The sequence below is a fragment of the Mycolicibacterium palauense genome (genome assembly GCF_002592005.1).
Taxonomy (GTDB): Bacteria; Actinomycetota; Actinomycetes; order Mycobacteriales; family Mycobacteriaceae; genus Mycobacterium; species Mycobacterium palauense.
In genome coordinates, this window is sequence record NZ_NVQF01000050.1 from 20,682 (window position 1) to 43,249 (window position 22,568).

Here is a 22,568-nt window from a genome sequence, read left to right on the forward strand (position 1 = left end):
AGCTTCGCCGACCTGCTGCGCGACCAGGGCGGTGATCCCGAGGCCGGCTCCCACAGCGGTGCGCACCCGAATGCGGTGGGGGACGGGCGGGCCCGGCACGAGCGCCTCGACGCGCCCGACGCGCCCGACGCGCCCGATGCGACCGACGCGGCGCCGGGTCAGTCCCGCTCGAAACACCGGCTCTCCGAGGTCGACAACCCGCGGCCGGGCCGGCACTACCGCGCCGACTCCGACGACGGGGTCGGCTATGGACGGCACACGCGTCGGCACCCGGACTGAGTCACCGGGATTCCGGGGCGTCTCCCGGGGCCCGTGCGGCGTCCGCCGACGTGCCGTACCCCATCCCGGCCAGCCGCAGTCGGCTGGACTCGGCGCGATCCTGTTCCTCCAACTCCAGGGTGACGCGCCTGAGTTCGTCGCGCAGCCGGGGCAACCAGTGTTTGCTCAGCGCCCGCACGCGCAGCTGGGTGGTGCGGTATTCCTGCTCGACCGTGGCCAGAGCGGCCTGCGCCACGGCATGTTCGGCGGCCGCGACGAGCGCGGCGCGGTGGGCCCGGGCCGCCGGCACGGTCGCCGATCCGGTGTCGACGATCGTCGTGTCGTCGTCGGGCGGGAAGGCGCACCGGGCCCGCTCGGGATAGCGCACCCCCGTGGTGGTGGTCCACTCGACGGTGACGGTGGCCCGTTGGAGCGGGGCGGCCAGGTCGATCGCGCGGTGGCCGCCCAGCAGCACGGCCCGAAGGCCCCATCGGTCGGCCTGGCGGCAGGCGGCGTGCCAGTCCCGGCGGGACTGTTCGACCCGGGTGCGCAGCGCATCACGCCGCTCGGCGAGCAGCCGGAGTTTCTGCTCAAGGATCGAGACGCCCCGTTCGGCGAGCTCGAGGCGGTCGGTGAGCCAGAGCCGCCCCATCCGTCCGGGCGGTGTCTGAAGCGTGGGCACCGTGGCTCCTTCAGTCGGCGGATTGTCCGTAACGGCGCAGCAGTTCCTCCGGCAGCATCGACAGTTCGCTGCGCGGCAGCCGCAGCACGGCCTGCCAGGCCCGCGTGAGGGTCTCGGTGAGGCTGCGGTTCTCGTCGGGATGCTGGTCGAGCATCTCGGTGGTGAAGCCGTCCTGGAAGAACAGGTAGCTGCGGTCGATCGGGGTCAGCGCCTCGGTCCCGATGAGCTCGGCCAGTTCGCGGACCTGACGGGCCTTCGCGAGCGCGGCCAGCAGCTGGCCGGCCAGCGCCAGGTGGTCCTCGCGGGTGCGGCCGGCCCCGGCGCCCCTGCGCATCAGCCGCGACAGCGAGGACAGGGCGTCGACCGGGGGATAGACGCCCTGCAGGTGCAGCTGGGCGGAGAAGATGATCTGGCCCTCGGTGATGTATCCGGTGAGGTCGGGCACGGGGTGGGTGATGTCGCCGCCGGGCATGGTGAGCACCGGCAGCACGGTGACCGAGCCGGGCTCGCCGGTGATGCGTCCGCAGCGCTCGTACAGCGAGGCCAGATCGCTGTACAGGTACCCGGGATACGCCCTGCGGGCCGGGATTTCGCCCCGCGCGGAGGACACCTGCCGCAGCGCCTCGGCGTAGCTGGTCATGTCGGTCAGGATCACCAGCACGTGGCGGCCGGCCCGGAAGGCCAGGTGTTCGGCGATGGTCAGCGCGATCCGCGGCGTCTGGATGCGTTCGATGACCGGGTCGTCGGCGGCATTGAGAAGCATCACCAGTTCACCTGCGGCGCTGCGTGATTCGAGGATGTTCCGGACGTAGGCCGCGTCCGGGTGGGTCAGGCCGATGCCGGCGAAGACGACACTGAACGGCTCGCCACCGGTGGTGGCCTGGGCGGCGATCTGGCAGGCCAGCTGCAGGTGCGGCAGCCCCGGCAGGGAGAACACCGGCAGCTTCTGGCCGCGCACCAGCGTGGTCAATCCGTCGAGCACCGAGACCCCGGTGAGCACCGGTTCGGCAGGCGGGTCCCGACGCACCGGGTTGAGCGGGTCGCCGTTGACCGAGGCGGTGCTGTCGCCGGTGATCGGCGGTCCGCCGTCGATGGGTTCGCCGCGCCCGTTGCAGGTTCGGCCCAGCCAGTCGGTGCCGATCACGACACGAAGCGGCTCGCCGGTGAAGCGGACCCTGGTGTGGGAGGTGTCCATACCGGCGGTGCCCTCCAGCACCTGGACCACGGCCACGTCGTCGGCGACGTCGAGCACCACGCCGTGCCGCGGTGTCCCGTCGGCCGCCGTGATCGCGACGTATTCGTCCCAGCCCACGCCGGCCACACCGGTCACCACGGCCAGCGGCCCGCGCAGTTCGCGCACCCCGGTGTAATCGATCCAGTTCGTCGGTTTCATCGCTTCAGCTCGTGTAGTCGGGACACCAGCTCGTCGCGGCGGGCCACCGCCACGGAGGTGTCGGTGGGGTCGGCGTCGTCACGGGCCCGGATCAGGGGACCGAAATCGACCTGCTCGACCAGCTCCGCCGGCACGCCCGCGGCGACCAGATCGTGGCAGGTGTCGATCACCGCCAGCACGGCGTCGACCAACGCCGCGGTCTTCGCGGCCGAACAGTGGGCGTCGTTGGGGTTCAACGCGTTCTGCTGCAGCACGCCCTCGCGCAGCAGCCGGCCGCCCAGCAGCTCGACCCGTTCGGTGTCGGCCAGGGCGGCGACGCCGACCAGTTCGGTGAGCGCGGCCAGCCGATCGGATTCGTTGAGCAGGGTCAACACCCGGGCCCGGTGAACACCCCAGTCGAGGTCCCCGGTCGCCGCGTACGCCCCGGCCAGTGGCTCGGCGTCACGGGAGAACGACGCCGACCACGACACCGCCGGGTAGTGCCGCGAGTAGGCCAGATCGCGGTCGAGGGTCCAGCGGCAGCGGACGAATCTCTCGGTGTGCACGGTGACCGGTTCGGACATGTCCCCGCCCGACGGCGACACCGCGCCGATCACCGTCACCGAACCCGCGCCGCCGCCGAGGGTGTCCACCACCCCGGCGCGTTCGTAGAACGCCGCCAGCTCGGTGGCCAGCGTCGCCGGATAGCCCTCCTCGGCGGGCAGTTCGCCCACCCGGGAGGCGAACTCCCGCAGGGCCTCGGCCCACCGTGACGTCGAGTCGGCGATGACCACGACGTCGTGTCCCATGTCGCGGAAGTACTCGGCCACCGTCACCCCCGTGTAGATGCTCGCTTCGCGCGCCATCATCGGCATGTTGGAGGTGTTGGCGATGATGACGCTGCGGTCGGCGAGGCGGCCGCCGGTGCGGGGGTCGGTCAGGTCCAGCATGTCGCCGACGACCTCGGCCATCTCGTTGCCGCGCTCCCCGCACCCCACGTAGACGATGACATCGGCGTCGCACCACTTGGCGAGTTGCTGCAGCAGCATCGTCTTTCCGGTTCCGAAACCGCCGGGCACCCCGGCCGTGCTGCCACGCGCGATGGGAAACAACAGATCCACCACGCGCTGACCGGTGTTGAGTGCGGCCACGTCGTCGCGGCGAGCGCGGTAGGGCCGTGGCCGGCGAACCGGCCACGTCGTGGTCATCGACACCGGCGTGTCCCCGACGGTCGCGATGGTCTCATCGGCCGGATAGTCACCGGCGGCGGCGATGCCGTGCAGCACCCCGGAGACCCCCGGCGGAACCTGGACTCGGTGTTCGACCGATCCGGCGTCGCGGACGACGCCGAGTACCGCGCCGGCCTCGACCCGGGCGCCGGGCGCGTGGCCGGGTTCGAACCGCCAGCGCCGGCCGTCGCTGTGCGTGTAGCTCCCGGGCCCCAACCAGGTCGGCGCCGTGGCCAGCGGCCTGAGCAGCCCGTCGAACACCCCGCCCAGCAGACCCGGCCCCAGCAGCGCCGACAGCGGCGTCCCCTGCGGCGCGGCGTCATCCCCGGGCTTGAGCCCTCCGGTGTACTCGTAGGCCTGCACGGTCAGGCGCCGTTCGGAGATCGCCACCACCTCACCGGGAATGCCCTGCGGTCCCAGACTGAGCAGTTCGCCGACGGCGACCGTGACGGGGCAATCCACCTCCACGAGGGGACCAGACACCCGAACGACCCGGGGCGGCGCGGTCACGACCACAGGCCGTCGACGTCCACGGCGGCCCGGTCGAGGGCTCGCGCGGCGATCGCCGGCAGGCTCAGGTCCAGCCGGCGCCCGCCCAGCTCGGCGACCACGCCGCCGTCCGGATGCTCCACCACGCGCGCCTCCTCGCCGAGGGCCTCGCGCGCGGTGCGCGCCAGCGCGTCCTTCCACCGTCGGTACTCGGGGTCGGCGCGCAGCTGCAGCACCGCCTCGGTGGCGCGCCGCCGCCAGCTCAGATAGGCGTCGTCCCGAGCGGAGAGGACCTGGCGGCGCAGACCCCTGCGCAGACCCGCCGCGTCGGCGTCGGCCGCCCGGGCGCCGGCCTTCCGGCCCGCGGCGCGGGCGTTCTCCTCGATCTGCCGAGCGGTGTGGTCGGCGTTGACGAGGACACGGTCCGCCTCGGCCCGCGCCGCCGCGACCACCCGGGCGGCGTCGTCGTCGGCGCGGCGCAGGATCGCCGCCCGTACGGGCCGCAGGGCGGCCCCGGCGCGTTCGGTGTCCAGGCCGCTCATTCGGGCATCACCACGCTGAGCGGCCCCGTGCGGCGCGCTTCGTCGGTCACGGCCCGGGCGGCCGCCGCGGTGAGGATCACCATGGCCACCGATTCGGGCAGTTCGCGCCACGCGCGGCGCGCCTCGGCGGCGTCGGCGGCCGGCACCACCAGCGCGCCGGCCAGCGCGTAGCCGCCGACCAGCCCGGGCTCCCCGATCACGGCAACCGTTCCCATCTCAGGCCTGCTGGATCAGGATGATCGCGACCACCAGGCCGTAGATGGCGATGCCCTCGGCCAGCCCAACGATCACCATCGCGCGGCCGAACAGCTCGGGTCGCTCGCTGAGCGCGGCCAGCGCCGCGGCGCCGGTGTAGGCGACGGCGATCGCCGCCCCGATCGACGAACCGGCGACGGAGATCGCCGCTCCCAGCAGGGCCGCCCAGTTGCTGCCCGGGGGTGCTTCGCCGGCGGCGGCGACCGAGTCGGCGACGGCGGGCCCGGCGGTCAGGGCCGCGGCCAGGACCACGACCCCGGCGAGGACCACGACCGCGTTGACGGTCCAGAACAGCCGCAGCGCCAGTGGGCCGCGGCGCCGCAGCAGCAGCAGACTCACCGCGAAACCGCTGATCAGCGCCGGAAGGGCGATGAGGAACATCAGCATGTCGAGTTCTCCGATCGGTCGACGGTGAGCTGCCATGGTGCGAACCCCCGGCCTTCGCCGACGAAGACCCGGGAGAACAGCTCGTAGTACTCCAACCGCAGCGCCTGCACGCCCGCCACCAGGGCCTCCAGCACGAAGGCCACGATGTTGCCGACGACGAACAGCAGCACTGCCGCCACTATTCCGGCCCAGCCGTTGGGCCACAATGCCGCCACGCCGCGCCACACCACCCAGCCCAGCGCCGCATGCGTCATCCCGAAGGCGGCCAGCCGCGCGAACGACACCACGTTGGATCCCAGCCGGATCACGAGGTCGAATCCGCCGATCACCGCCTGCAGTGCCGCCGCCGCCCCGCCGCCGGCCTCCGCGTAGAGCCCGACGACGGCCAGCGCCAGCCCCAGCCCCGACAGCACAGCGCCGAGGATCATCACCGGCGGTGTCGTCAGCAGCACGCCGGCCACCACCACCCCGACGCCGAGGAACACGGTGGCGCCGGCGATACCCGTCGGCGCGTACAACGCCAGCTTCAGGCCGCCCTCGCGCCACCGATTGGCCGCGCCGACCGCGTAGGCCAGCCCCAGCAGCACCGCACCGAGGGCCAGCGCCGCCAGCAGCAGCGTCAGCGGCTGCTCCAGCGGCGCCAGCCACAACACCGGGATCACCCCGGTCGGGCCGAAGAACTCGCCGTAGAGCGCGCCGAACACCATCGCGAACAGACCGGCGGCGGCGAGGAAGGCCCAGGCGCGCTTCGCCCAGGCCAGCCGGGCGATCCAGCCCAGCCTGATCGCCAGCGCCCCACCGACGAGCAGCAGGCCGTGGCCGACGTCGCCGAACATCATCCCGAACATCACCACGTAGACCAGGCCCGCCCAGATCGACGGGTCCAGGTCGCGGTAGGGCACCGTCCCGTAGGTCTGCACCAGCGTGGCGAAGCTGCGGCGCAGCGTCCCGCCCCCGGCCAGCAGTGTCGGCGGGTCGACGGAGCGCGGCATCGGCAGCTCCACCACCGCGGCGTCGGCGTCGGCAAGGGCCGCGTCGAGGGTCGGGAGTTGTTGCGACGCACACCAACCGGCCACGGCGGCCACGCCGCCGCGGTGCACCGCCGCGGCGGCGTAGTGCTGCAGCTGCGCCTCGCCGGCCACCAGGTCGGCACGGCCGTCGTGTTCCCACCCCGCGAGGTCGGGCGCGGCCGCCGACAGCCGCGCCGCGCCGGTGCCGGTCGCCGCGGTGGGCAGGCCACCGAGTCGCTGCAGGCACTGCGCCGCCTCGCCGAGGTCGCTACCCGGGGCTTCGGCGGGGTCGTCCAGCTGCACCACACCGGCCTCGGCCACCCGCACCAGCGCGCCGCGCAGCGACTCGTTCGGAGCGACCACGGCGATGCGCTGCATCCGGGTCGGCGTCCAGCGGCGTTGCCGCACCGGTCCGGGGCCGGTGTTCGGGGCCGGCATCTCAGGCGGTGGCATCTCAGGTGGTGGCGCCTCAGGCGGTGGCGTCTCAGGCGGTGGCGTCTCAGGCGATGGCGTCTCAGGCGATGGCATCGTAGGCATCCATCGGTCCGCCGCCGCGGGCGGCCATGCCGAGTGCGGCCCGGCACCGCCACGCGTCGGCCGCCAGCACCGCGGCCGCCCCCACCGGACGCGCGCGGGAGAAACCCGTGCCGGTCAGGAGTTGAAGGCCGTCGCGGTCCAGCCGGGCCCACCACCGGGCCTCGGCCCGCCACAACTCGTCGACGTCGTCGATGCCGGTGATCGACCAGCGCGCCGCCCGGGGCAGCGCCGCGACCAGCGACACCAGATCGCTCGAGGTCGCGGCGGCCGCACCGACGACCCGCGCAGAGCGGGTGGCGACCGTCTCGGGCAGCCGGCGCCCCTGCACGAGGGTCCGGTGAGCGATGAGCAGAGCCAACCCGCCCCGGGCCCACGACGCCGCCTCGGGGACGGTGGTCGCCACGCGCACCGCCCACGAAACCCGAACGGCGGCTGCGATATCGGCGGGCGACTCCCCGCCCGGGTCACCCCACAGCGACTCCGACAGCGCCATCCGCAGTTCGCCCGGAGACCCGGTCTGGGCGAGCCGTGGCCACGCGGTGGCCAGGGAACCCAGGTCGAAGACCGGTAGTGGGTCGGCGCCGGCCAGCGTGCGGGCGTGCGCGACGATGTTGGCGGCCTCGAAGCCGGCGGCCAGACAACGGAGCGCGCGGGCCCCCTCGCGCGGCTGCCAGCCCGCCAGCACCCGCAGATGCCACAGCACGGTGGCGCTCACCGCGTGCTCGGTCTGCGCTGGTGTCTGCCCCGCCACGACACCGCGCCCGTACGGGCCCTCGGCCAGGGCGTGCTGGGCGTCGGCCAGTGAGGACATCGAGGCCACCGCGCGCGTCCCGGCAACCCCGAGCCGCCGCCGCAGCAGACCCTTGGCGCGGACATTGCCCGCCACCCATCCCGCGCTCACCGTCGCTCGGCCCCGGTCCCCGGATCTGCCGTCCGATCGAGCCAGGCCCGCACGTCGGCCACCACGTCGTCGACATAGCGCGGCATCCGCTCGGCCACCCGCTCGCGCAGGCGTTCGGTCTCGGCGGCGGTGTCGGAGCGCATCCCGTTGTTGGTGGCCTCGGCTCGGCCCCGGGTGCGGGCCTCGGTCTCGGCGCGCAACCGCTCGGCCTGCCCGCGGGTCTCCGCGACCATCGACTCGGCGCGGCGGCGCGCGTCGCGGCGGATCTCCTCGGCACGCTCGGCGGCGCGGCGGCGGATGTTCTCCGCCTCCTCCTGGGCGTCGTCGAGCAGCCCCAGGACGGGCGTCAGCTCGGCGGATGCGTCGGCGATCCGGTCGGCGGGCACTCCGGGCCGCGCCGCGGCGCCCGGGGCGCCCGCCGGGCGGAAGCGTTCGAGGAAGTCACGCCACTGCGGCACGGCGACCTCCTCGCGGCGTCGCGATCACGCCGCCGGTCCCGGATCGTCGGCGGGTGGGCGGGCGACGATCACCGGGGTCTGCACGGTGGTGACCACCGCCCGGCTCACCGACCCCAGCAACAGGCCGGCGAACCCGCCGCGGCCCCGGCTGCCCACCACGGTCAACTGTGCGGCGGCGGAGTGCTCGATCAGGCGCCGCGCCGGTCGGCCGCTGACCACGAGGCGGTGCACCGTGACGGCGGGGTAGCGGTCCTGGAACGGTGCCAGCCAGCGGGCCAGCGTCTCGTCCTCCCGTTCGGAGATGTCCAGCCATTCCGCCGGCGACCACCCCATCCACGGGGGGCCCAGCTCGCCGAGGTCGCTCCAGGCGTGCAGGGCGGCCACGCCGGCCCCGCGCCGCGCGGCCTCACCGAAGGCGATGTCGGTGGCCAGCCGGGACGAGGGGGAGCCGTCGACGCCGACGAGCACCGGAGCCTGCGGGGACACCGGAGCGGCAGACTCCCGGGGGTGTACCACCGCGACGGGACAGTGGGCTCGGTGCAGCACACCGGAGGCCACCGACCCGAGTGCGGCGGCCCCGACGACCCCGCGTCCGTGGGCGCCGATCACCACCAACTCGGCGTGCTCCGATCGCTCGACCAGCGTCGGCACCGCGGCACCGTAGGCGATGTCGCTGTAGAGCGGCACCGGGGCGTCGGGCTGCAGACGGTGCCGGGCGGCGTCCATCGCGTCCTGCGCGATCCTGGTGGCCTCGCTGTCGCGCCATTCGGTGAAGCCGGCCGGCACGGGAACCTGCCCCCAGGTCGCCGACGGCGGCGGAAGCGGGTCCACCGCGTGCACCACGGTCAACGGAACCCCGCGCCGGGCCGCGTCGTCTGCGGCCCAGGTGGTCGCCGCCGTCGACGCTGCGGATCCGTCGACACCGACGACGACGCCCCGCCCGGGGCCGGTGATCGACATCTCAGCACGCCCCCCGTCGGTCGCTCGGCGGCATCGGTCGGTGGGGCGAGTCTGCGGCCGAACCCGAAGGTCGACCCGATGGCAGACCCGATGGCAGAGGCCCGCGCGGAGCCCGGTGCGCCGCTGTGTTCGTGCCGGTGATCATCGGATTCAATTCCACACCGGCGCGCTGCCGGGAGGGAAGGGCCGGAAGTCCCTACCCTGCCGGCCGTCACGCCCGCGCGGCCGGCCGGGCGCACGCGAAAGGCCTTAGGTTGCCGACCGATACCGGGCCGTCGGCGTTACAGAAGCGCGAGCAGGCAGGCGAGGACGGCGACCAGCAGCGTTGCCGTGACGACCAGCTGCACGACGAGGCGCCCGACGTGCGGCTCGGTGCGGTGTGCGGGAGCGGGGCCGCTCACCACACCACGGCCGGCCCGACGGGACGCTACGATCCGCACCGCAGACATGTCAGCCAGGATGTCGACTCGACATGAGTGCCGGGCTATCTCCGGTGAAGAATTCGCTGTGAACGTCGGCGGCCGCCGACGGGTCCGGTTCGATCAGACGCAGGTACGCCCCGAGGTCCAGCAGTCCGTCGGGGGTGCCCGGCAGATACTCCGTCAGCGTCGGTGACTGCACGATCACCGTGGTGTACTGGGCGCGGCTGACCGCGACGTTGAGCCGATTCCTGTTCAGCAGGAAGGAGATTCCCCGCGGCACATCGTCGATCGACGAGGCCGTCATGGAGAACAGCACGACCGGGGCCTGCTGGCCCTGGAACTTGTCCACCGTGCCGGCCCGAACCCCGTCGAGCCCGGCCGCGTCGAGGTGGTGGCGCAGCGTCACCACCTGGGCGTTGTAGGGGGTGACGACCAGGACGTCGCGCTGGGTCAGGGGGCGGGTGCGTCCGGGTGCCTCGGTCCAGTCCCGCCCCAGCAGGCGTCGGACCTCCGCCACCACGGCGCGGGCCTCCTCCGGGCTTTCCACGGAGTTGCCGTCGTGGGTCACGGGAAGCACCCGCACGCCGGGCGGGCACCCGGCCAGCCGGCGCTCGGCGGTCACCGCGTCGTGCGAGCGCAGTCGTCCCTGGTAGGACAGTTGCGAGACCGCCGCACACACCGCCGGATGCATCCGGTAGGAGCGGTCCAGGAAGTAGCCGCGCTCCGGGGGCAGGGTGTCGTGCCCGGCCACCAGCCAGCCCAACGCCGACTCGTCGACCGGTTCGGGGTGGGTGCCCTGGCTGACCTGGGGCAGCTGCTGGGGGTCGCCGAGCAGCAGCAGGTTGTGCGCCGCGGAGGCCACCGCGATCGTGTTGGCCAGGCTGAACTGGCCGGCCTCCTCGATCACCAGCAGATCCAGCGAGTTCCGCGGAATCCGCCCGGCGTTGGCGAAATCCCATGCGGTGCCGCCCACCAGGCAGCCGCGGTGCTCATCGAGAAACGACGCGTAGGCGTTCTTGGCGATCTCCTGCCAGGCCGCGTCACGGTCCTGTTTGTCCTTCTTGGCGATCAGGTCGGCGGGCACTCCGGCGGCGACGGCGTCGCGAAACAGGTTCTCCACCACCGCGTGGGACTGGGCGACCACGCCGATCCGCCAGTGGTGGTCGTTGATCAGCCGGGCGATCACCCGGCCGGAGGTATGGGTCTTGCCGGTGCCGGGCGGCCCGTGCACCGCCAGATACGACCCGTCCAGCTGCAGCAGTGCTCCGGTGATGTCCGCCACGGCATCTGCGCTGCGGGGTAGAGCGGCGCCCCCGCGGGTGCGCGGCGGGGCGCACCGCAGGATGTCGGTCACGGCGGTGGCCGGCACCACCGGAAGCGCGGCGGCCACCCCGGCCGCGGTGGCCTCGATGGAGGCCTGCAGGGCGTCGGTCTTGATCGGCGGTCCCGGAGTCAGCGCGAACGGCAGCCGGTCGAACACGCCCGCGCCCTTGGGTTCTCGCTCGATGATCACCACCTCGGTCGGCGTGTCGGGGTCATCGCACCAGGCGACCTCGGCGGAGCCGCAGCCGCGTCGCTCGGTGTCCTCGGCGAGGCCGGCCGGCGCGGGTGGCTCGTAGAGAGCGAAGGGGCGGTGGTGCAGCTCACCGGCGGCCATGGCCCCCGTCAGTCGCACCCGCCGCTGCAGCTTGCGCGCCCCGTCGGGCACCTGCCAGTCGGCGACCACCTCGGCGTGTTCGGCGAGGAAGACGTCGCTCTGGTCGCCCCACTCGTCCACCGGGTTGTTCAGCCGGTCGAAGTGGGCCCACCAGAAGGGTTTGTTCTCGCGCTGGTGATAGCCGCGGGCGGCGGCGAGCATCGCGACCGCGGTCTGCTCGGGGGAGCGCTCGGCGCCGTGCTCGCCGGCGAATCCGGACAGGGCCCGGCTCAGCGGATCCTCGGTGCCGCCCCGTGCCTCTCCGGGGCCGGCGCCGGCGACCGCCCCGGAGACGGCGACCGCGCCCAGCGGCGGTACCCCGGACTCGATCGCCCGGGCCAGCAGCCAGTCCCGCAGTCTGCGGGTGGACCGGCAGTCGTAGCGGTTGTACTCCTCGATGTCCTTGAGCAGCGTGGCCGCCTCGTCGTCGGCGCCGCCGTCGCGCAGCTCGCAGTAGCGGGCGTACTCGGTGATCGAATCGGTGGCCGTGGTGACCTCGCCGGAGCGCAGCTCGGCGCCCATGTACAGCGGTTCCAGCGACTTGAGGCTGTAGTTCTCGGTTCCCACGCGGATGCTCTTGCGCAGCAGCGGGAAAAGGTCGACGAGCACACCGTTGCGCAGCAGGTCGTCCACGTCGTCCTCGCCGACGCCGTGCCGGCCGGCCAGCCGCAGCAGCGCCGTCTTCTCGTAGGGCGCGTAGTGGTAGATGTGCATGCCGGGGTGGCGGCGCCGGCGCTTGCGCACCAGCGCCAGGAAGTCCAGCAGCGCCCGGCGCTCGCCGGCACGGTCGTGCGCCCACAGCGGGTGGAATCCGTCGCCGGCGTCGAGCACCCCGAACAGATACTCCAGGCCCCAGTCGTGGCCGTCGTCGGTCCACAGCGGGTCGCCCTCGAAGTCGAAGAACAGATCACCTCGGTCCGGGTTGGGCAACACCATCAGCGGCTGGGCGTCGGCCACCCGGTAGGGCGGCCGGTCGTCGTCGCGGGGCGCGATCTGCAGCCGCGCCTGCTCGGTGAGGCCGTCCACGGCGCGGACGGGCAATCCCGGTACCGGGCCGCGATGCGTGGCCAGGGCGGACATGGTGGTGATCCCGGCGTCGATCAACCGGGCGCGCTGGCTGACCCGCATGTTGGCCACCCGCAGCAGGTCGTCGGTCTCGCGAACCTTGGCGGCGCACTCGGGGCAGCGGAAACAGGCGCGGATCCGGTCGTCCTCCCAGCGCACCGGGTGGCCCCCGGTGAGGTGGGTGTCGAGCAGGCGTTGCAGGGCCGCGCGGCGGCGCCGGTAGACCGGGGCGATCTCGTCGACGCGGTAGCGGCGCACCACGCCGGTGCCCAGGACCAGCTCGGCCTCCGGAGCGACGGGGACACCCGCGGCGGTGAGCGCGTCGGCGTAGGCGGCCAGCTGCAGCAGCGCCTCGACCTTGGCCGACCGTGCGAGCTTGGTGTCCCCGACCCGGTAGCGGTCGCCGTCGAGGACTAGGAAGTCGGCGAAGCCGAGGAACCGGCCGTCGAACACGGCGGCCTGGTAGATGACCGGGACGCGGTCCTCGACGGCGCGCCGGGTGGCCTCGGCGGCCGCGGTCAGACCGGCCGGGGTGTAGGCGGGCCGGCCGATGACGGCGACGTCGTGCTCACCGCGCGCCGAGCTCTCCCGCAGCACCTCCAGGCGTCCGCGCTCGTGCTCCTCGCCCAGCGTGACGGTGCGGGCCAGCAGGGCGTCGCCCTCGGCCACCGCCGGACCGCGCCCCAGCTTGGCGTCGAAGGCCCGCAGCAGCGCGTACTCGCAGCGCGCGGCTGCGGCGAGGTCGGATGCGCTGTAGAGGACGCGGCCGTCGGCGACGAGCACAGCAGCCACTGTAGGGCAGCTGTATGACAGCGCCCCGACACCGCCGGGGACTGCGGCCACGAGCGGGCGGGTCCGGCACTCGGCTCCAGGCGGCGCACGGGCCGAGAGGCCGGCAATAAACCTAACCAAATAAGGTATTGACGCGTTTGCGGCCAGCTCTTTAACCTAGTGACATGAGTTTTCGTGGTCCTGTCGCCGCTGCCTGCCGTCCACCGCATCCCGCGAACACCACGGCCGATTCTCGGCCGACGAGAACCACGTTGTCCTGAAGGCATAAGCGTGGAGGAACCGAACCGTGGTGCGGAACTACCACTGCGCGGGGTGCGCGTACTCGACCTCGCAGACCCCGATGCCGACCTGATCACCCGTGCGTGGGCCGATCTTGGTGCCGACGTGCTCAAGGTCGAGATCTCGGGCCGGTCACCGGCCCCGGGCCCGCCGTTCGCCGACGTGGTCAGCCTGCCGTTCGCGTTGCACAATGCGAACAAACGGGCCACCGCTCTGGACCCTCGCAGCGAGGGCGACAGGAACCGCCTGCTGGACTTGATCGCCGGCGCCGACATCGTCGTCGACAGCGGTGACCCGGGCAACGTGGCGGCATTCGCGCTGTCATGCGCCCACCTGGTGACCAGCTATCCACATCTGGTCGCGATGTCGGTGACCGATTTCGGACGAAGCGGCCCCAAGTCGGACTGGCGGGCCACCGATGCGGTGTACTACGCGTTGTCCACGGCCTTGACGAGGTCGCGCCGGCGGGACGGACGGCCCGTGCTGCCGCCCACGGGGATTGCCACGGCTACCGCGGCAGCGCAAGCCGCTTGGGCCGGCCTGGCCGCGTACCACCGCCGGTTACGGTGCGGTCGGGGCGACTACATCGATTTCTCGCGCTATGAGGCCGTGCTGCAGGCGTTGGACCCCCCCTTCGGTTCCCAGGGGCAGGCCGCCGCCGCACGCAGGCTCGGCGGCCCGCCCCGGCGGGGCAGCCGCCGACCGGACCCGTATCCGGTCTTCGCCTGCGCCGACGGCTGGGTTCGGATCTGTGTACTTGCCCCGCGGCAGTGGCGTGGACTGCGGGCCTGGCTCGGCGAGCCCGAGCAGTTCCAGGACCCCGCATACGATGCGATCGGGGCTCGGTTCGCGGTGTTCGATGAGATCGGCAGGCTGGTATCGACGAAGTTCGCCGACCGGACAATGGACGAATTGGTCAACGAGGGTTTGACTTTCGGCGTACCGATCGCAGCGGTGGCCACCCCGGAGGAGGTGCTCCACAACGAGCACTTCCGCGCGACCGGGGCCCTTGCCGATCTCGACCTCGACCCGGCGACGACAGTCACCGCTCCCGACGGATGCACGGTTGTCGACGGTGTGAGAACCGGTGTGCGTCACATGATGCCCGCGGCCGAAGCGGGGCAGGCGCGCTGGGCTGCCACACGACCCGACCAACCCGTGGCCGGCCGCGGCGACGGTGTATCGCGGCCATTCGAGGGCCTGCGGATTCTCGATCTCGGTGTCATCGTGGCCGGCGGTGAGCTGGGACGGCTGTTCTCAGATCTCGGGGCCGAAGTGATCAAGGTGGAGAGTCCCGCCTACCCGGACGGACTGCGACAAACCCGGGCAGGTCAGGCCATCAGTGAATCGTTCGCGTGGACGCACCGCAACCAGCTCAGCATCGGACTGAACCTGCGCGATCGCGCCGGTGCCCGACTGTTCGGACGGTTGGTTGCCGAATCAGACATGGTGCTGGCCAATTTCAAACCGGGGACACTGGCCTCACTGGGTTTCTCGTATCCGCGACTGCGCGCGTTGAACCCGAAGATCGTCCTGGCCGAAAGCAGCGCCTACGGCGACGGTGGACCATGGCGAACCCACCTCGGTTACGGGCCGCTGGTCCGTGCCAGCACGGGCATCACCAGGCTGTGGACCGATCGGGAGCGGTCGGGCGACGTTGCCTTCTGCGACTCCACCACGGTCTTCCCGGACCACGTCGTCGCACGCGTCGCTGCGACAGCCGCCCTGGCGGTACTGATCCGCCGCGAACGCACCGGTCTCGGCGGCCACGTTCACGTCTCGCAGGCCGAGGTCGCCATCAACCAGCTCGACGTCGTCTATGCGGCCGAGTCGGCACGCCTCTCCGGAATCCCGGTCCGCGACGACGAAGGCGTTCATCTTGTCGTCGCCGGCAGCGGCGACGATGACTGGGGTGTGGTGTCCGTCCGCGACGACGCCGACTGGCGCGCGCTGGCCTCGGTGCTCTCGGCACCCGAACTGTTGGCCGATCCACGGTGGCGAACGCAGCACGACCGATGGGTCTCGCGTATCGAACTGCCCGACGTCCTGGCGCACTGGACCACCAGACACTGCTGGCGGTCGCTGGCCGAAGAACTCCAGTGCGCCGGCGTACCGGCCGCGCCGATGAACCGGGCCGGTGATGTGCTCGACGACCCGCACCTGCGCGCACGCAACCTCTACACCGACATGGTGCATCCCCTGCTGGAATCACCGCTGCCGACCGAGACGGCTGCGGCCGGGTTCGGCGGCATCGCACCGGCGCGACTGTCTCCCGCACCGATGCCCGGGGAACAGACTCGGGAGGTCTGCAGGCGGCTGCTGGGACTGCCGGATCCCGAGATCGATCAACTCGTAGCAGACGGAGCGCTCTTCGAGGACCCGCTCCCGACATCCACCGCAGGGAGCCAATTGTGACCACGACGACCACTGGACTGTTCATCGACGGCGGTTTCCGCGAGGCGGCCGGGTCGATACCGGTTCTCGAGGCATCGACCGGTGAGCTGCTCGCCGACGGCCCGTGCGCGACCGAGGCCGATATCGACGCCGCGGTAACCGCCGCGCGTGCTGCCCCGGCGCAGCAGTGGCGGCGCTGCCAGCCTGCCGAGCGCGCCGAGGTGCTCAAGCGGTTCGCGGGGGCGCTGCATTCCCGGGCGGAGGCCACCGCGGAGCTGGTCAGCCGCGAGAACGGGATGCCGATCACGTTGTCGCGCGCGGTCAACGGCGTGTTTCCGGCCGCGCTGGTGGCCTACTACGGGAAGCTCATGGCCAACACCGCCATCGAGGACGTCCGTCCGAGCAGAATCGGCCGGACCATCGTGCGCCGCGAACCCGTGGGCGTGGTGGCGGCCATCACGCCGTGGAACTATCCACAGGCGCTGGCGGTCATGAAGCTGGCTCCCGCGCTGGCCGCCGGCTGCTCCGTCGTTCTCAAGGCCGCGCCCGAAACCGCCCTGGATGCGCTGGTGTTCGCCGAGGCCGCCATCGAGGCGGGCCTGCCGCCGGGAGTGCTCAACGTGGTTCCGGGTGACACCGTGGCGGGCGCGCATCTGGTTTCTCATCCCGGTGTCGACAAGGTGGCGTTCACGGGTTCCACCGCGGCGGGCCGGGCGATCGGCGAGGTGTGTGGGCGTCTGATCCGCCCGGTCACCCTGGAACTGGGTGGCAAATCGGCGGCGATCGTCCTCGACGACGCCGAGCTCGACTCGACGATCGCCGGACTTCGCGAGGCATCCTTTGTCAACAACGGTCAGACGTGTCACATCAGTTCACGAATCCTCGCTCCTCGGTCGCGATACGACGAGATCGTCGAGGCGGTGGCCGCGATGGCCGCGGACCTGGTCATCGGCGACCCGCTCGACGAGGAGACCGAAATCGGTCCACTGGTCAGCGAGCGTCAGCGTGCCCGGGTGCTCGACTATATCGACATCGGTAGGCGTGAGGGATCCAGATGCGTTGTCGGTGGCTCGATTCCGCCTGAGACGACACGTGGCTGGTATGTCGAGCCGACGGTCTTCGCCGACGTCGACAACGCGCAGCGGATAGCCCAGGAGGAGATCTTCGGACCCGTTGTCACGGTGACGCCCTACCGCGACGACGAGGACGCCGTGCGGATCGCCAACGACAGTCCGTTCGGCCTGGCCGGAACCGTGTGGTCGGCCGATGCCGCACGCGCCACCGATGTCGCGCGCGGCATCGACACCGGTTCGATCGGCGTCAACGGCTACGAGCTGGATGTGCGTGCCCCGTTCGGCGGAGTCAAGGACAGCGGCCTGGGCCGCGAGTTGGGGCCGGAAGGCTTGGATGCCTACCTGGCGGTGAAGTCGATCTACTGCGCCGATCGTTGATGCCGACCGTTGATGCCGACCGTTGATGCCGATCGTTGACCGACGCCGCGCGGCCCGCCCCTGCGGGCCGCGCGTCGAGCGTCACCGGGCTCGCCGAAACCGTTCGGCGGTATCGCGATGGTCACCGTGGATGGTTGCCCTGGCGATCCTGCCGCCGGGACGCCCCTGCCGATATCGCTGGTGACCGGGTTGTCGGGGTGGCGTGAGAATGTCTCGGGGTCGGTGGTGGACATCGACATCGACATTTACATCGACATTTACATCGACATCGACATCGACATCGGCATCGAAGTCGAAGTCGAGGTTCGAGGGAACACGTTCCGCAGTGGGCGTGGCTTCCGTTCGGGTACCTATGTCACGGATTCGGGGTTGAGGTCTTCGTCGAACCACATGCCGACACGGGCAAGGGTGCCGCCGTCGGTGGCGCCGATGGTGGCACCCGAGATGTAGGCAGAGTCGTCGGACACCAGGAACAACGCAACCTTCGCGTTGTCGGACAGTGACGGTGGACGAGCAAGCTTGAGCGGAATCGGCGAGACCGTCGGGTTCCAGGGCCCGGCCACCTCCTCGTAGGACTGGCCGACGACGGGTGTGCCCGGCGGCATCAGGAAGTTGGGTGACATGCCATGGGTCGGGGCGATCGCGTTCACCCGGATTCCCCAGCGCCCCAGATCGAGGCTCAGGCCGCGCACCAGTCCGTTGACCCCGGCTTTGGTCGCCGAGTACATCGCGATGTTGTGGTAGGCGACAAGGGATGCGGCTGATGAAGTCGCCAGAATCGTGCCGCCGCCGTTTGTCTTCAGGTGGGGTACGGCCGCCTGTGCGGTGTAGACGACACCACTGAGATTCACGCCCAGAACGTGCTGCCAGTCCGCCTCGGTCAGATCCTCGAACGCCACGAATTCGCCACCGGCCACGGTGGGAACGCCACCACGCGACACGATTCCCGCATTGGCCCAGGCGATATCGAGCTTTCCGAATTTCTCCACCGTGGCGTCGATCGCGCTGGCGATCTGATCGTGCTGTGCGACGTCGGCGGTGAGGGCAATCGCCTGGCCGCCCTGTTCCTCGACCAGCTTGAGGGTTTGCTCGGCGCGGTCGCCGTCGATGTCGACGATGGCGACCTTGGCGCCCTCGGCGGTGAACAGCTGTGCGCAGTGTCGACCGAGTCCGGATCCGGCGCCGGTGATCACCGCAACTTTGCCGTCAAGCTTCATCGTTCTCCTTCGGGATCGGCGACCGCTGCGCTGTCGGTGTTCTCGCACCGACGTGTCTGTGGCGGGGGACTCAGCGGACCGCGCGTGTGATGTGTACCACCTCGCCGATAAACCTTACGTGAATAGGTATATGCCGTCAATCACCCGACGCTCGCTGATAGGGTCGACCGTCGAAACATGCCGATGGAGGCGTATCCGGTGCCTCGCAGCCCGGTTCGCGATCGTGCTTCGCTCTCTCGCAGAAACAACAAGCTCGATGCCGACGTTCGGCATGACTGCCTCGCGGCAGAAAGGACAAATCGGCCATGGACAACCGCACGCCCGTGATCGTGGGCACCGGTCAGGTCAATCAGCGCTCGGCTCCCGACGAGGCGCTCGACCCGGTGGGCCTCATGGAGTTGGCGGCGCGGGCCGCCGCACCGGCGCACCTGTTGGAGTCGGTCCAGACGGTCCATGTCGTGAACCTGCTGTCGTGGCGATATCGCGACCCCGGCAGGTTGCTCGCAGAGCTGCTGGGGGCCCGCCCGAACAGGACGACCTACAGCGGCGTCGGCGGTAACGTGCCGCAGAGCCTGGTCAACCAGGCATGCCTCGACATCCAGTCCGGACGTGTCGATGTGGTGTTGGTGGCCGGTGGTGAAGCGTGGCGGACGAGGATGAAACTGCGTGCCGAAGGCCGCAGACCGGACTGGCCGCGGCAGGACGACGCGGTCGCTCCGGCCGAGCGGGGAGCAGACGTTCCGTTCGTCGGGGAGGCGGACGAGCGGATCGGGCTGGATCGCCCGGCCTACGTGTACCCCCTGTTCGAACAGGCGCTGCGGATCGCCAACCGGGAGGGGATGGACGCTCATCGGCGGCGTATCGGCGAACTGTGGTCGCGATTCAGTTTCGTGGCGCAGCACAATCCCCATGCCTGGTCCAGGCAAAAGCTCTCCGCGGAGCAGATCTGGCGGCCACGCCCCGACAACCGCATGGTTGCGTGGCCGTACACCAAGTTGATGAACTCGAACAACATGGTCGATCAGGCGGCCGTCGTCATCCTCGCGTCGGCGGAGATGGCCCGACGGTTGCGGATCCCGTCTGATCGGTGGGTGTTCCCCTATGCCGGCAGCGATGCCCATGACACCTGTGCGGTCGGCGAGCGTGCGCAGCTGCACCGTTCGCCGGCGATCCGTGTCGCCGGTGCGCGGGTTCAGGAGCTTAGCGGGCTCCACGCCGACGAGATCGACCTGATCGACATCTACTCGTGTTTCCCGTCGGCGGTGCAGGTGGCCGCGGACGAACTCGGGTTGTCGTTGGACGATCCCGGGCGTCCCGTGACGGTGACGGGCGGGCTGACGTTCGCCGGAGGTCCCTGGAACAACTACGTCACGCATTCGATCGCGACGGTCGCCGATCGGTTGAGGAACGGCGCGGGCCGGCGGGCGCTGGTGACCGCCAATGGCGGCTATCTGACCAAGCACAGCTTCGGTGTGTATGGAACGGAACCTCCCCGCGGCGAATTCCGCTGGGAAGATGTGCAAGCAGAGGTCGACCGGGAAAGCGTCCGAGTGCTGCACACGACGTGGCAGGGCGCGGGACACGTCGAGAGCTGGACCGCGCAGTTCGACCGCGAAGGGCGTCCGCAGCGGCTGTTCGTCGCGGTCTGCACTCCCGACGGTGGGCGCACCCTGGCGACCCTCGACGACCTCGCCGTGGTGGCCGATGCCGTCCACCGCGACCTGGCGGGCGTCCCGGTGCGGGTCAACCCCGACGGCACGGCGGTGTTCGACTGATCTGGGTTCTCCGGCGGCGGGGTCCACGACGTGAGCCGCCCGGGCGGAAAATCATCCGTGGGGAGTTTGCCCGGGATCCTGGACATACACAGGACATAGCACCGGGCCTGGCGCCGGCGCACGTGCGTCGCGCCGGGGACGCGCGAACCGGCTCAATAAACCTATTGTCATTAGCTTTATGTCGACTATAGTGATCTGGTGCAGAGGCCGTCCGGACCGAATCGTCGGGAGCGGCGGAGGTTTCGTGCATTGCATGACGGCGACGACGAATCTTATCGTGTTAGGTAAGTCACCACCGCATGGAGAGGGAAGTCAATGACGATCGACCGCACCGTGTCAGACGCTGCGCCCGGGCATCGCGACGACGACCGGCCGCAGATAGCTGTGCGTTGTCCGGCGGACGGGCGAATCGTGGGAGCCGTCGACGACCTCGATGCCGCTGAGGTGGCACGGATTTGCGAGGAGTTGCGCACCGCGCAGCCGGAGTGGGAAGCGCTGGGTCCCCGAGGGCGCATCGGGTACCTGCTGCGCTGGTTGGACTGGCTGCTCGATAATGAAGAGCGGCTCTTGAGGCTGGTCCAGGCGGAGGCGGGCAAGTCGTGGGCGGATGCGTCGATGGAGATGGCGGTGGCCATCGATGTGATCAACTACTTCGCCAACAACGCCGAATCCTTCCTCGCCGACCGCGCCGTCAGGCCCGCCGGCCTCGCCAACGCGATCCGCCGTCTTCGTGTTCAGGTTCGTCCCCACCAGCTGGTCGGTCTCATTACGCCGTGGAACGGTCCGTTGGCCGGACCCATGATGGATGTGGTCGGCGCCCTGGTTGCGGGCGCCGCGGTGGCCAGTAAGCCCTCGGAGGTCACGCCTCTGACCTGGCGCGAGGTGGTACGTGGCTGGCGTGAGGACATCGGCGCCCCGCCGGTGCTCGATGTTGTGACCGGAGGCGGTGCCGCGGGTGCGGCAGTTGTCGATCGGGTCGACATGGTGATGTTCACCGGGTCGGTCCGTACCGGCCGGAACATCGCGGTGCGCTGTGCCGAACGGCTCATCCCCTGCAGCCTGGAACTCGGCGGAAAAGACGCCTTCATCGTCCTGGCCGACGCCGATGTCGAGCGGGCCGCCACAGCCGCCGTGTGGGGCGCGATGACCAATTCGGGCCAGGCGTGCATCGGAGTCGAACGTGTCTACGTCGAGGCGCCGGTCTACGACGAATTCGTCGCCAAGGTCACCGAGAAGGTGGCCGCGCTGCGCCAGGGTATGGACGCGCCGGGGAGCTTCACCACTGACATCGGCGCGATGGTGACGGCCGAACAGGTCGACATCGTGGCCGACCACGTACAGGATGCGCTGGACAAGGGTGCGCGCGTGCTGACCGGCGGACAGCGCCGGACGGACGGCAACTTCTTCGAACCGACCGTGCTCGTGGACGTCGACCATTCGATGAGGTGTATGCGCGAGGAGACGTTCGGTCCCACTATGGCGATCATGGAGGTTGGCGACGAGAACGAGGCCATCGCGTTGGCCAATGATTCCGACTACGGGCTGAGTTCGAGTCTCTGGACTCGTGATCCCCGGCGTGCGGACCGGCTGTCCCGCCGGATCGAGGCCGGCTCCGTGTCGGTGAACAACGCATTGGTGGCGACGTTCCAACTGCCGGTGCCGATGGGTGGTTGGAAGAACTCGGGCCTGGGAACCCGATTCGGCGGGGCGCAGGGAGTGCTGAAATACTGCCGGCAACAGTCGGTGGTGCAAGACCGTGTCTCGTTGAAGACCGAGCCGCTCTGGTACCCGATCATCCCGGCGAAATCACGTGTGGTGGCGAGGGTCTCCCGGTTGCTCGGCGCTCACGACTGGCGTCGCCGGCTGGGCCGCCGCGGCGACGGTGGGTCGTCGCGCCGGTGATGGCGCGGTATGGTCCTGGACCCTCCGGAAGTGCTGCACACCAAAGGGATCCGATCGGAGCGGGCCCGGCTGGCGGATCATCCGAATGCACACCGGCAGGTGTCGTTATCGCACAACGAAGGGACGCTGTATGGACTTCGCGCTGTCGGCCAAGGCTCAGGACTATCAGAAACGGTTCACCGAGTTCATGGTTGAGCATGTCCTGCCCGCGGAGGTCTCCTACGAGCAGTACCGCGCGCAGGCCGGCCCGCAGGATTTCACGGTGCCTCCGGTGGTCGAGGAGCTCAAGGTTCTGGCCCGTGAGCGGGGCCTGTGGAACCTGTTTTTGCCCTCGGAGTCGGGTCTGACCAACCTGGAGTATGCCGGTTTGGCCGAGATCTCGGGGTGGAGCACCGAGATCGCCCCGGAGGCGATCAACTGCGCGGCCCCCGACACCGGCAACATGGAGACGCTGCACCTGTTCGCCACCGAGGAACAGCGGGCGCGGTGGCTGCA

16 protein-coding genes and 1 pseudogene are annotated in these 22,568 nt (G+C 70.8%); 5 read left to right on the plus strand and 12 right to left on the minus strand.

All coding sequences use genetic code 11. The annotated features are described in order from the left end of the window. Window positions 1–280: 280 nt before the first annotated feature. The 11 genes from CSR00_RS18750 to CSR00_RS18800 all read right to left on the minus strand — a co-directional run bounded on the left by CSR00_RS18750 (window position 281) and on the right by CSR00_RS18800 (window position 13,046). Window positions 281–940 carry a V-type ATP synthase subunit D gene (locus CSR00_RS18750; RefSeq protein WP_141564400.1) on the minus strand — a complete coding sequence of 220 codons (660 nt, stop codon included), beginning with the start codon at window positions 938–940 and terminating at the stop codon, window positions 281–283. Between the two features lie 10 nt (window positions 941–950). Further along, on the minus strand, window positions 951–2,333 hold the full coding sequence (locus tag CSR00_RS18755; RefSeq protein WP_099023933.1) for a V-type ATP synthase subunit B: 1,383 nt from the start codon (window positions 2,331–2,333) through the stop codon (window positions 951–953). Beyond that, window positions 2,330–4,057: a V-type ATP synthase subunit A gene (locus tag CSR00_RS18760; RefSeq protein ID WP_328514734.1), complete on the minus strand. Its 1,728-nt coding sequence runs from the start codon at window positions 4,055–4,057 to the stop codon at window positions 2,330–2,332. The genes CSR00_RS18755 and CSR00_RS18760 overlap by 4 nt, the downstream gene beginning before the upstream one ends. Next, complete coding sequence (locus tag CSR00_RS18765) at window positions 4,048–4,572, minus strand: hypothetical protein (protein WP_099023934.1); 525 nt, start codon at window positions 4,570–4,572, stop codon at window positions 4,048–4,050. Before CSR00_RS18765 ends, CSR00_RS18760 begins: the two co-directional genes overlap by 10 nt. Next, window positions 4,569–4,787, minus strand: coding sequence for a V-type ATP synthase subunit F (locus CSR00_RS18770; RefSeq protein WP_099023935.1), 219 nt, complete (start codon window positions 4,785–4,787; stop codon window positions 4,569–4,571). Before CSR00_RS18770 ends, CSR00_RS18765 begins: the two co-directional genes overlap by 4 nt. A gap of 1 nt (window position 4,788) precedes the next feature. Next, on the minus strand, window positions 4,789–5,250 hold the full coding sequence (locus tag CSR00_RS18775) for an ATP synthase subunit C (RefSeq protein ID WP_245906239.1): 462 nt from the start codon (window positions 5,248–5,250) through the stop codon (window positions 4,789–4,791). Beyond that, a complete protein-coding gene (locus tag CSR00_RS18780; RefSeq protein WP_245906241.1) occupies window positions 5,208–6,677 on the minus strand; it encodes a V-type ATPase 116kDa subunit family protein in 1,470 nt (489 codons plus the stop codon). The genes CSR00_RS18775 and CSR00_RS18780 overlap by 43 nt, the downstream gene beginning before the upstream one ends. Before the next feature lie 61 nt (window positions 6,678–6,738). Next, entirely contained in the window at window positions 6,739–7,662 is a 924-nt protein-coding gene (locus tag CSR00_RS18785) for a hypothetical protein (protein ID WP_099023937.1), read from the minus strand. Next, a complete protein-coding gene (locus tag CSR00_RS18790) occupies window positions 7,659–8,120 on the minus strand; it encodes a hypothetical protein (protein ID WP_099023938.1) in 462 nt (153 codons plus the stop codon). The genes CSR00_RS18785 and CSR00_RS18790 overlap by 4 nt, the downstream gene beginning before the upstream one ends. A gap of 24 nt (window positions 8,121–8,144) precedes the next feature. Further along, window positions 8,145–9,080 carry a universal stress protein gene (locus CSR00_RS18795; RefSeq protein WP_099023939.1) on the minus strand — a complete coding sequence of 312 codons (936 nt, stop codon included), beginning with the start codon at window positions 9,078–9,080 and terminating at the stop codon, window positions 8,145–8,147. 450 nt (window positions 9,081–9,530) lie between these two features. Next, window positions 9,531–13,046, minus strand: a complete 3,516-nt coding sequence (locus CSR00_RS18800) for a TM0106 family RecB-like putative nuclease (RefSeq protein ID WP_099023940.1) — start codon at window positions 13,044–13,046, stop codon at window positions 9,531–9,533. Between the two features lie 279 nt (window positions 13,047–13,325). Between CSR00_RS18800 and CSR00_RS18805 the strand changes: the two genes are divergently transcribed. Together CSR00_RS18805 and CSR00_RS18810 are read left to right on the plus strand one after the other, a co-directional pair. Continuing rightward, window positions 13,326–15,749 (plus strand): CaiB/BaiF CoA-transferase family protein, encoded by a 2,424-nt coding sequence (locus CSR00_RS18805; protein ID WP_245906243.1) that lies wholly within the window; start codon window positions 13,326–13,328, stop codon window positions 15,747–15,749. Next, complete coding sequence (locus CSR00_RS18810) at window positions 15,746–17,179, plus strand: aldehyde dehydrogenase (RefSeq protein ID WP_407662475.1); 1,434 nt, start codon at window positions 15,746–15,748, stop codon at window positions 17,177–17,179. Before CSR00_RS18805 ends, CSR00_RS18810 begins: the two co-directional genes overlap by 4 nt. A 350-nt stretch (window positions 17,180–17,529) precedes the next feature. On the opposite strand, the gene CSR00_RS18815 is transcribed toward CSR00_RS18810, so the two are convergent. Beyond that, entirely contained in the window at window positions 17,530–18,396 is an 867-nt protein-coding gene (locus CSR00_RS18815; RefSeq protein WP_099023942.1) for an SDR family NAD(P)-dependent oxidoreductase, read from the minus strand. Between the two features lie 305 nt (window positions 18,397–18,701). Between CSR00_RS18815 and CSR00_RS18820 the strand changes: the two genes are divergently transcribed. The 3 genes and pseudogenes from CSR00_RS18820 to CSR00_RS18830 form a co-directional block, all read left to right on the plus strand. Beyond that, window positions 18,702–20,171 carry an acetyl-CoA acetyltransferase gene (locus CSR00_RS18820; protein ID WP_099023943.1) on the plus strand — a complete coding sequence of 490 codons (1,470 nt, stop codon included), beginning with the start codon at window positions 18,702–18,704 and terminating at the stop codon, window positions 20,169–20,171. A gap of 315 nt (window positions 20,172–20,486) precedes the next feature. Then, a complete protein-coding gene (locus CSR00_RS18825; RefSeq protein WP_099023944.1) occupies window positions 20,487–22,073 on the plus strand; it encodes an aldehyde dehydrogenase family protein in 1,587 nt (528 codons plus the stop codon). Window positions 22,074–22,203: 130 nt separating this feature from the next. Further along, a pseudogene (locus CSR00_RS18830) lies at window positions 22,204–22,568 on the plus strand (acyl-CoA dehydrogenase); the annotation flags it as partial.

Bases quoted from the DNA above. Each gene is read 5' to 3' on its own strand.
- CSR00_RS18795 (WP_099023939.1), bottom strand. From the start codon at position 9,080: ATGTCGATCACCGGCCCCGGGCGGGGCGTCGTCGTCGGTGTCGACGGA.
- CSR00_RS18780 (WP_245906241.1), bottom strand. From the start codon at position 6,677: ATGCCACCGCCTGAGATGCCGGCCCCGAACACCGGCCCCGGACCGGTG.
- CSR00_RS18755 (WP_099023933.1), bottom strand. From the start codon at position 2,333: ATGAAACCGACGAACTGGATCGATTACACCGGGGTGCGCGAACTGCGC.
- CSR00_RS18775 (WP_245906239.1), bottom strand. From the start codon at position 5,250: ATGGCAGCTCACCGTCGACCGATCGGAGAACTCGACATGCTGATGTTC.
- CSR00_RS18820 (WP_099023943.1), top strand. From the start codon at position 18,702: ATGGACAACCGCACGCCCGTGATCGTGGGCACCGGTCAGGTCAATCAG.
- CSR00_RS18770 (WP_099023935.1), bottom strand. From the start codon at position 4,787: ATGGGAACGGTTGCCGTGATCGGGGAGCCCGGGCTGGTCGGCGGCTAC.
- CSR00_RS18765 (WP_099023934.1), bottom strand. From the start codon at position 4,572: ATGAGCGGCCTGGACACCGAACGCGCCGGGGCCGCCCTGCGGCCCGTA.
- CSR00_RS18815 (WP_099023942.1), bottom strand. From the start codon at position 18,396: ATGAAGCTTGACGGCAAAGTTGCGGTGATCACCGGCGCCGGATCCGGA.
- CSR00_RS18825 (WP_099023944.1), top strand. From the start codon at position 20,487: ATGACGATCGACCGCACCGTGTCAGACGCTGCGCCCGGGCATCGCGAC.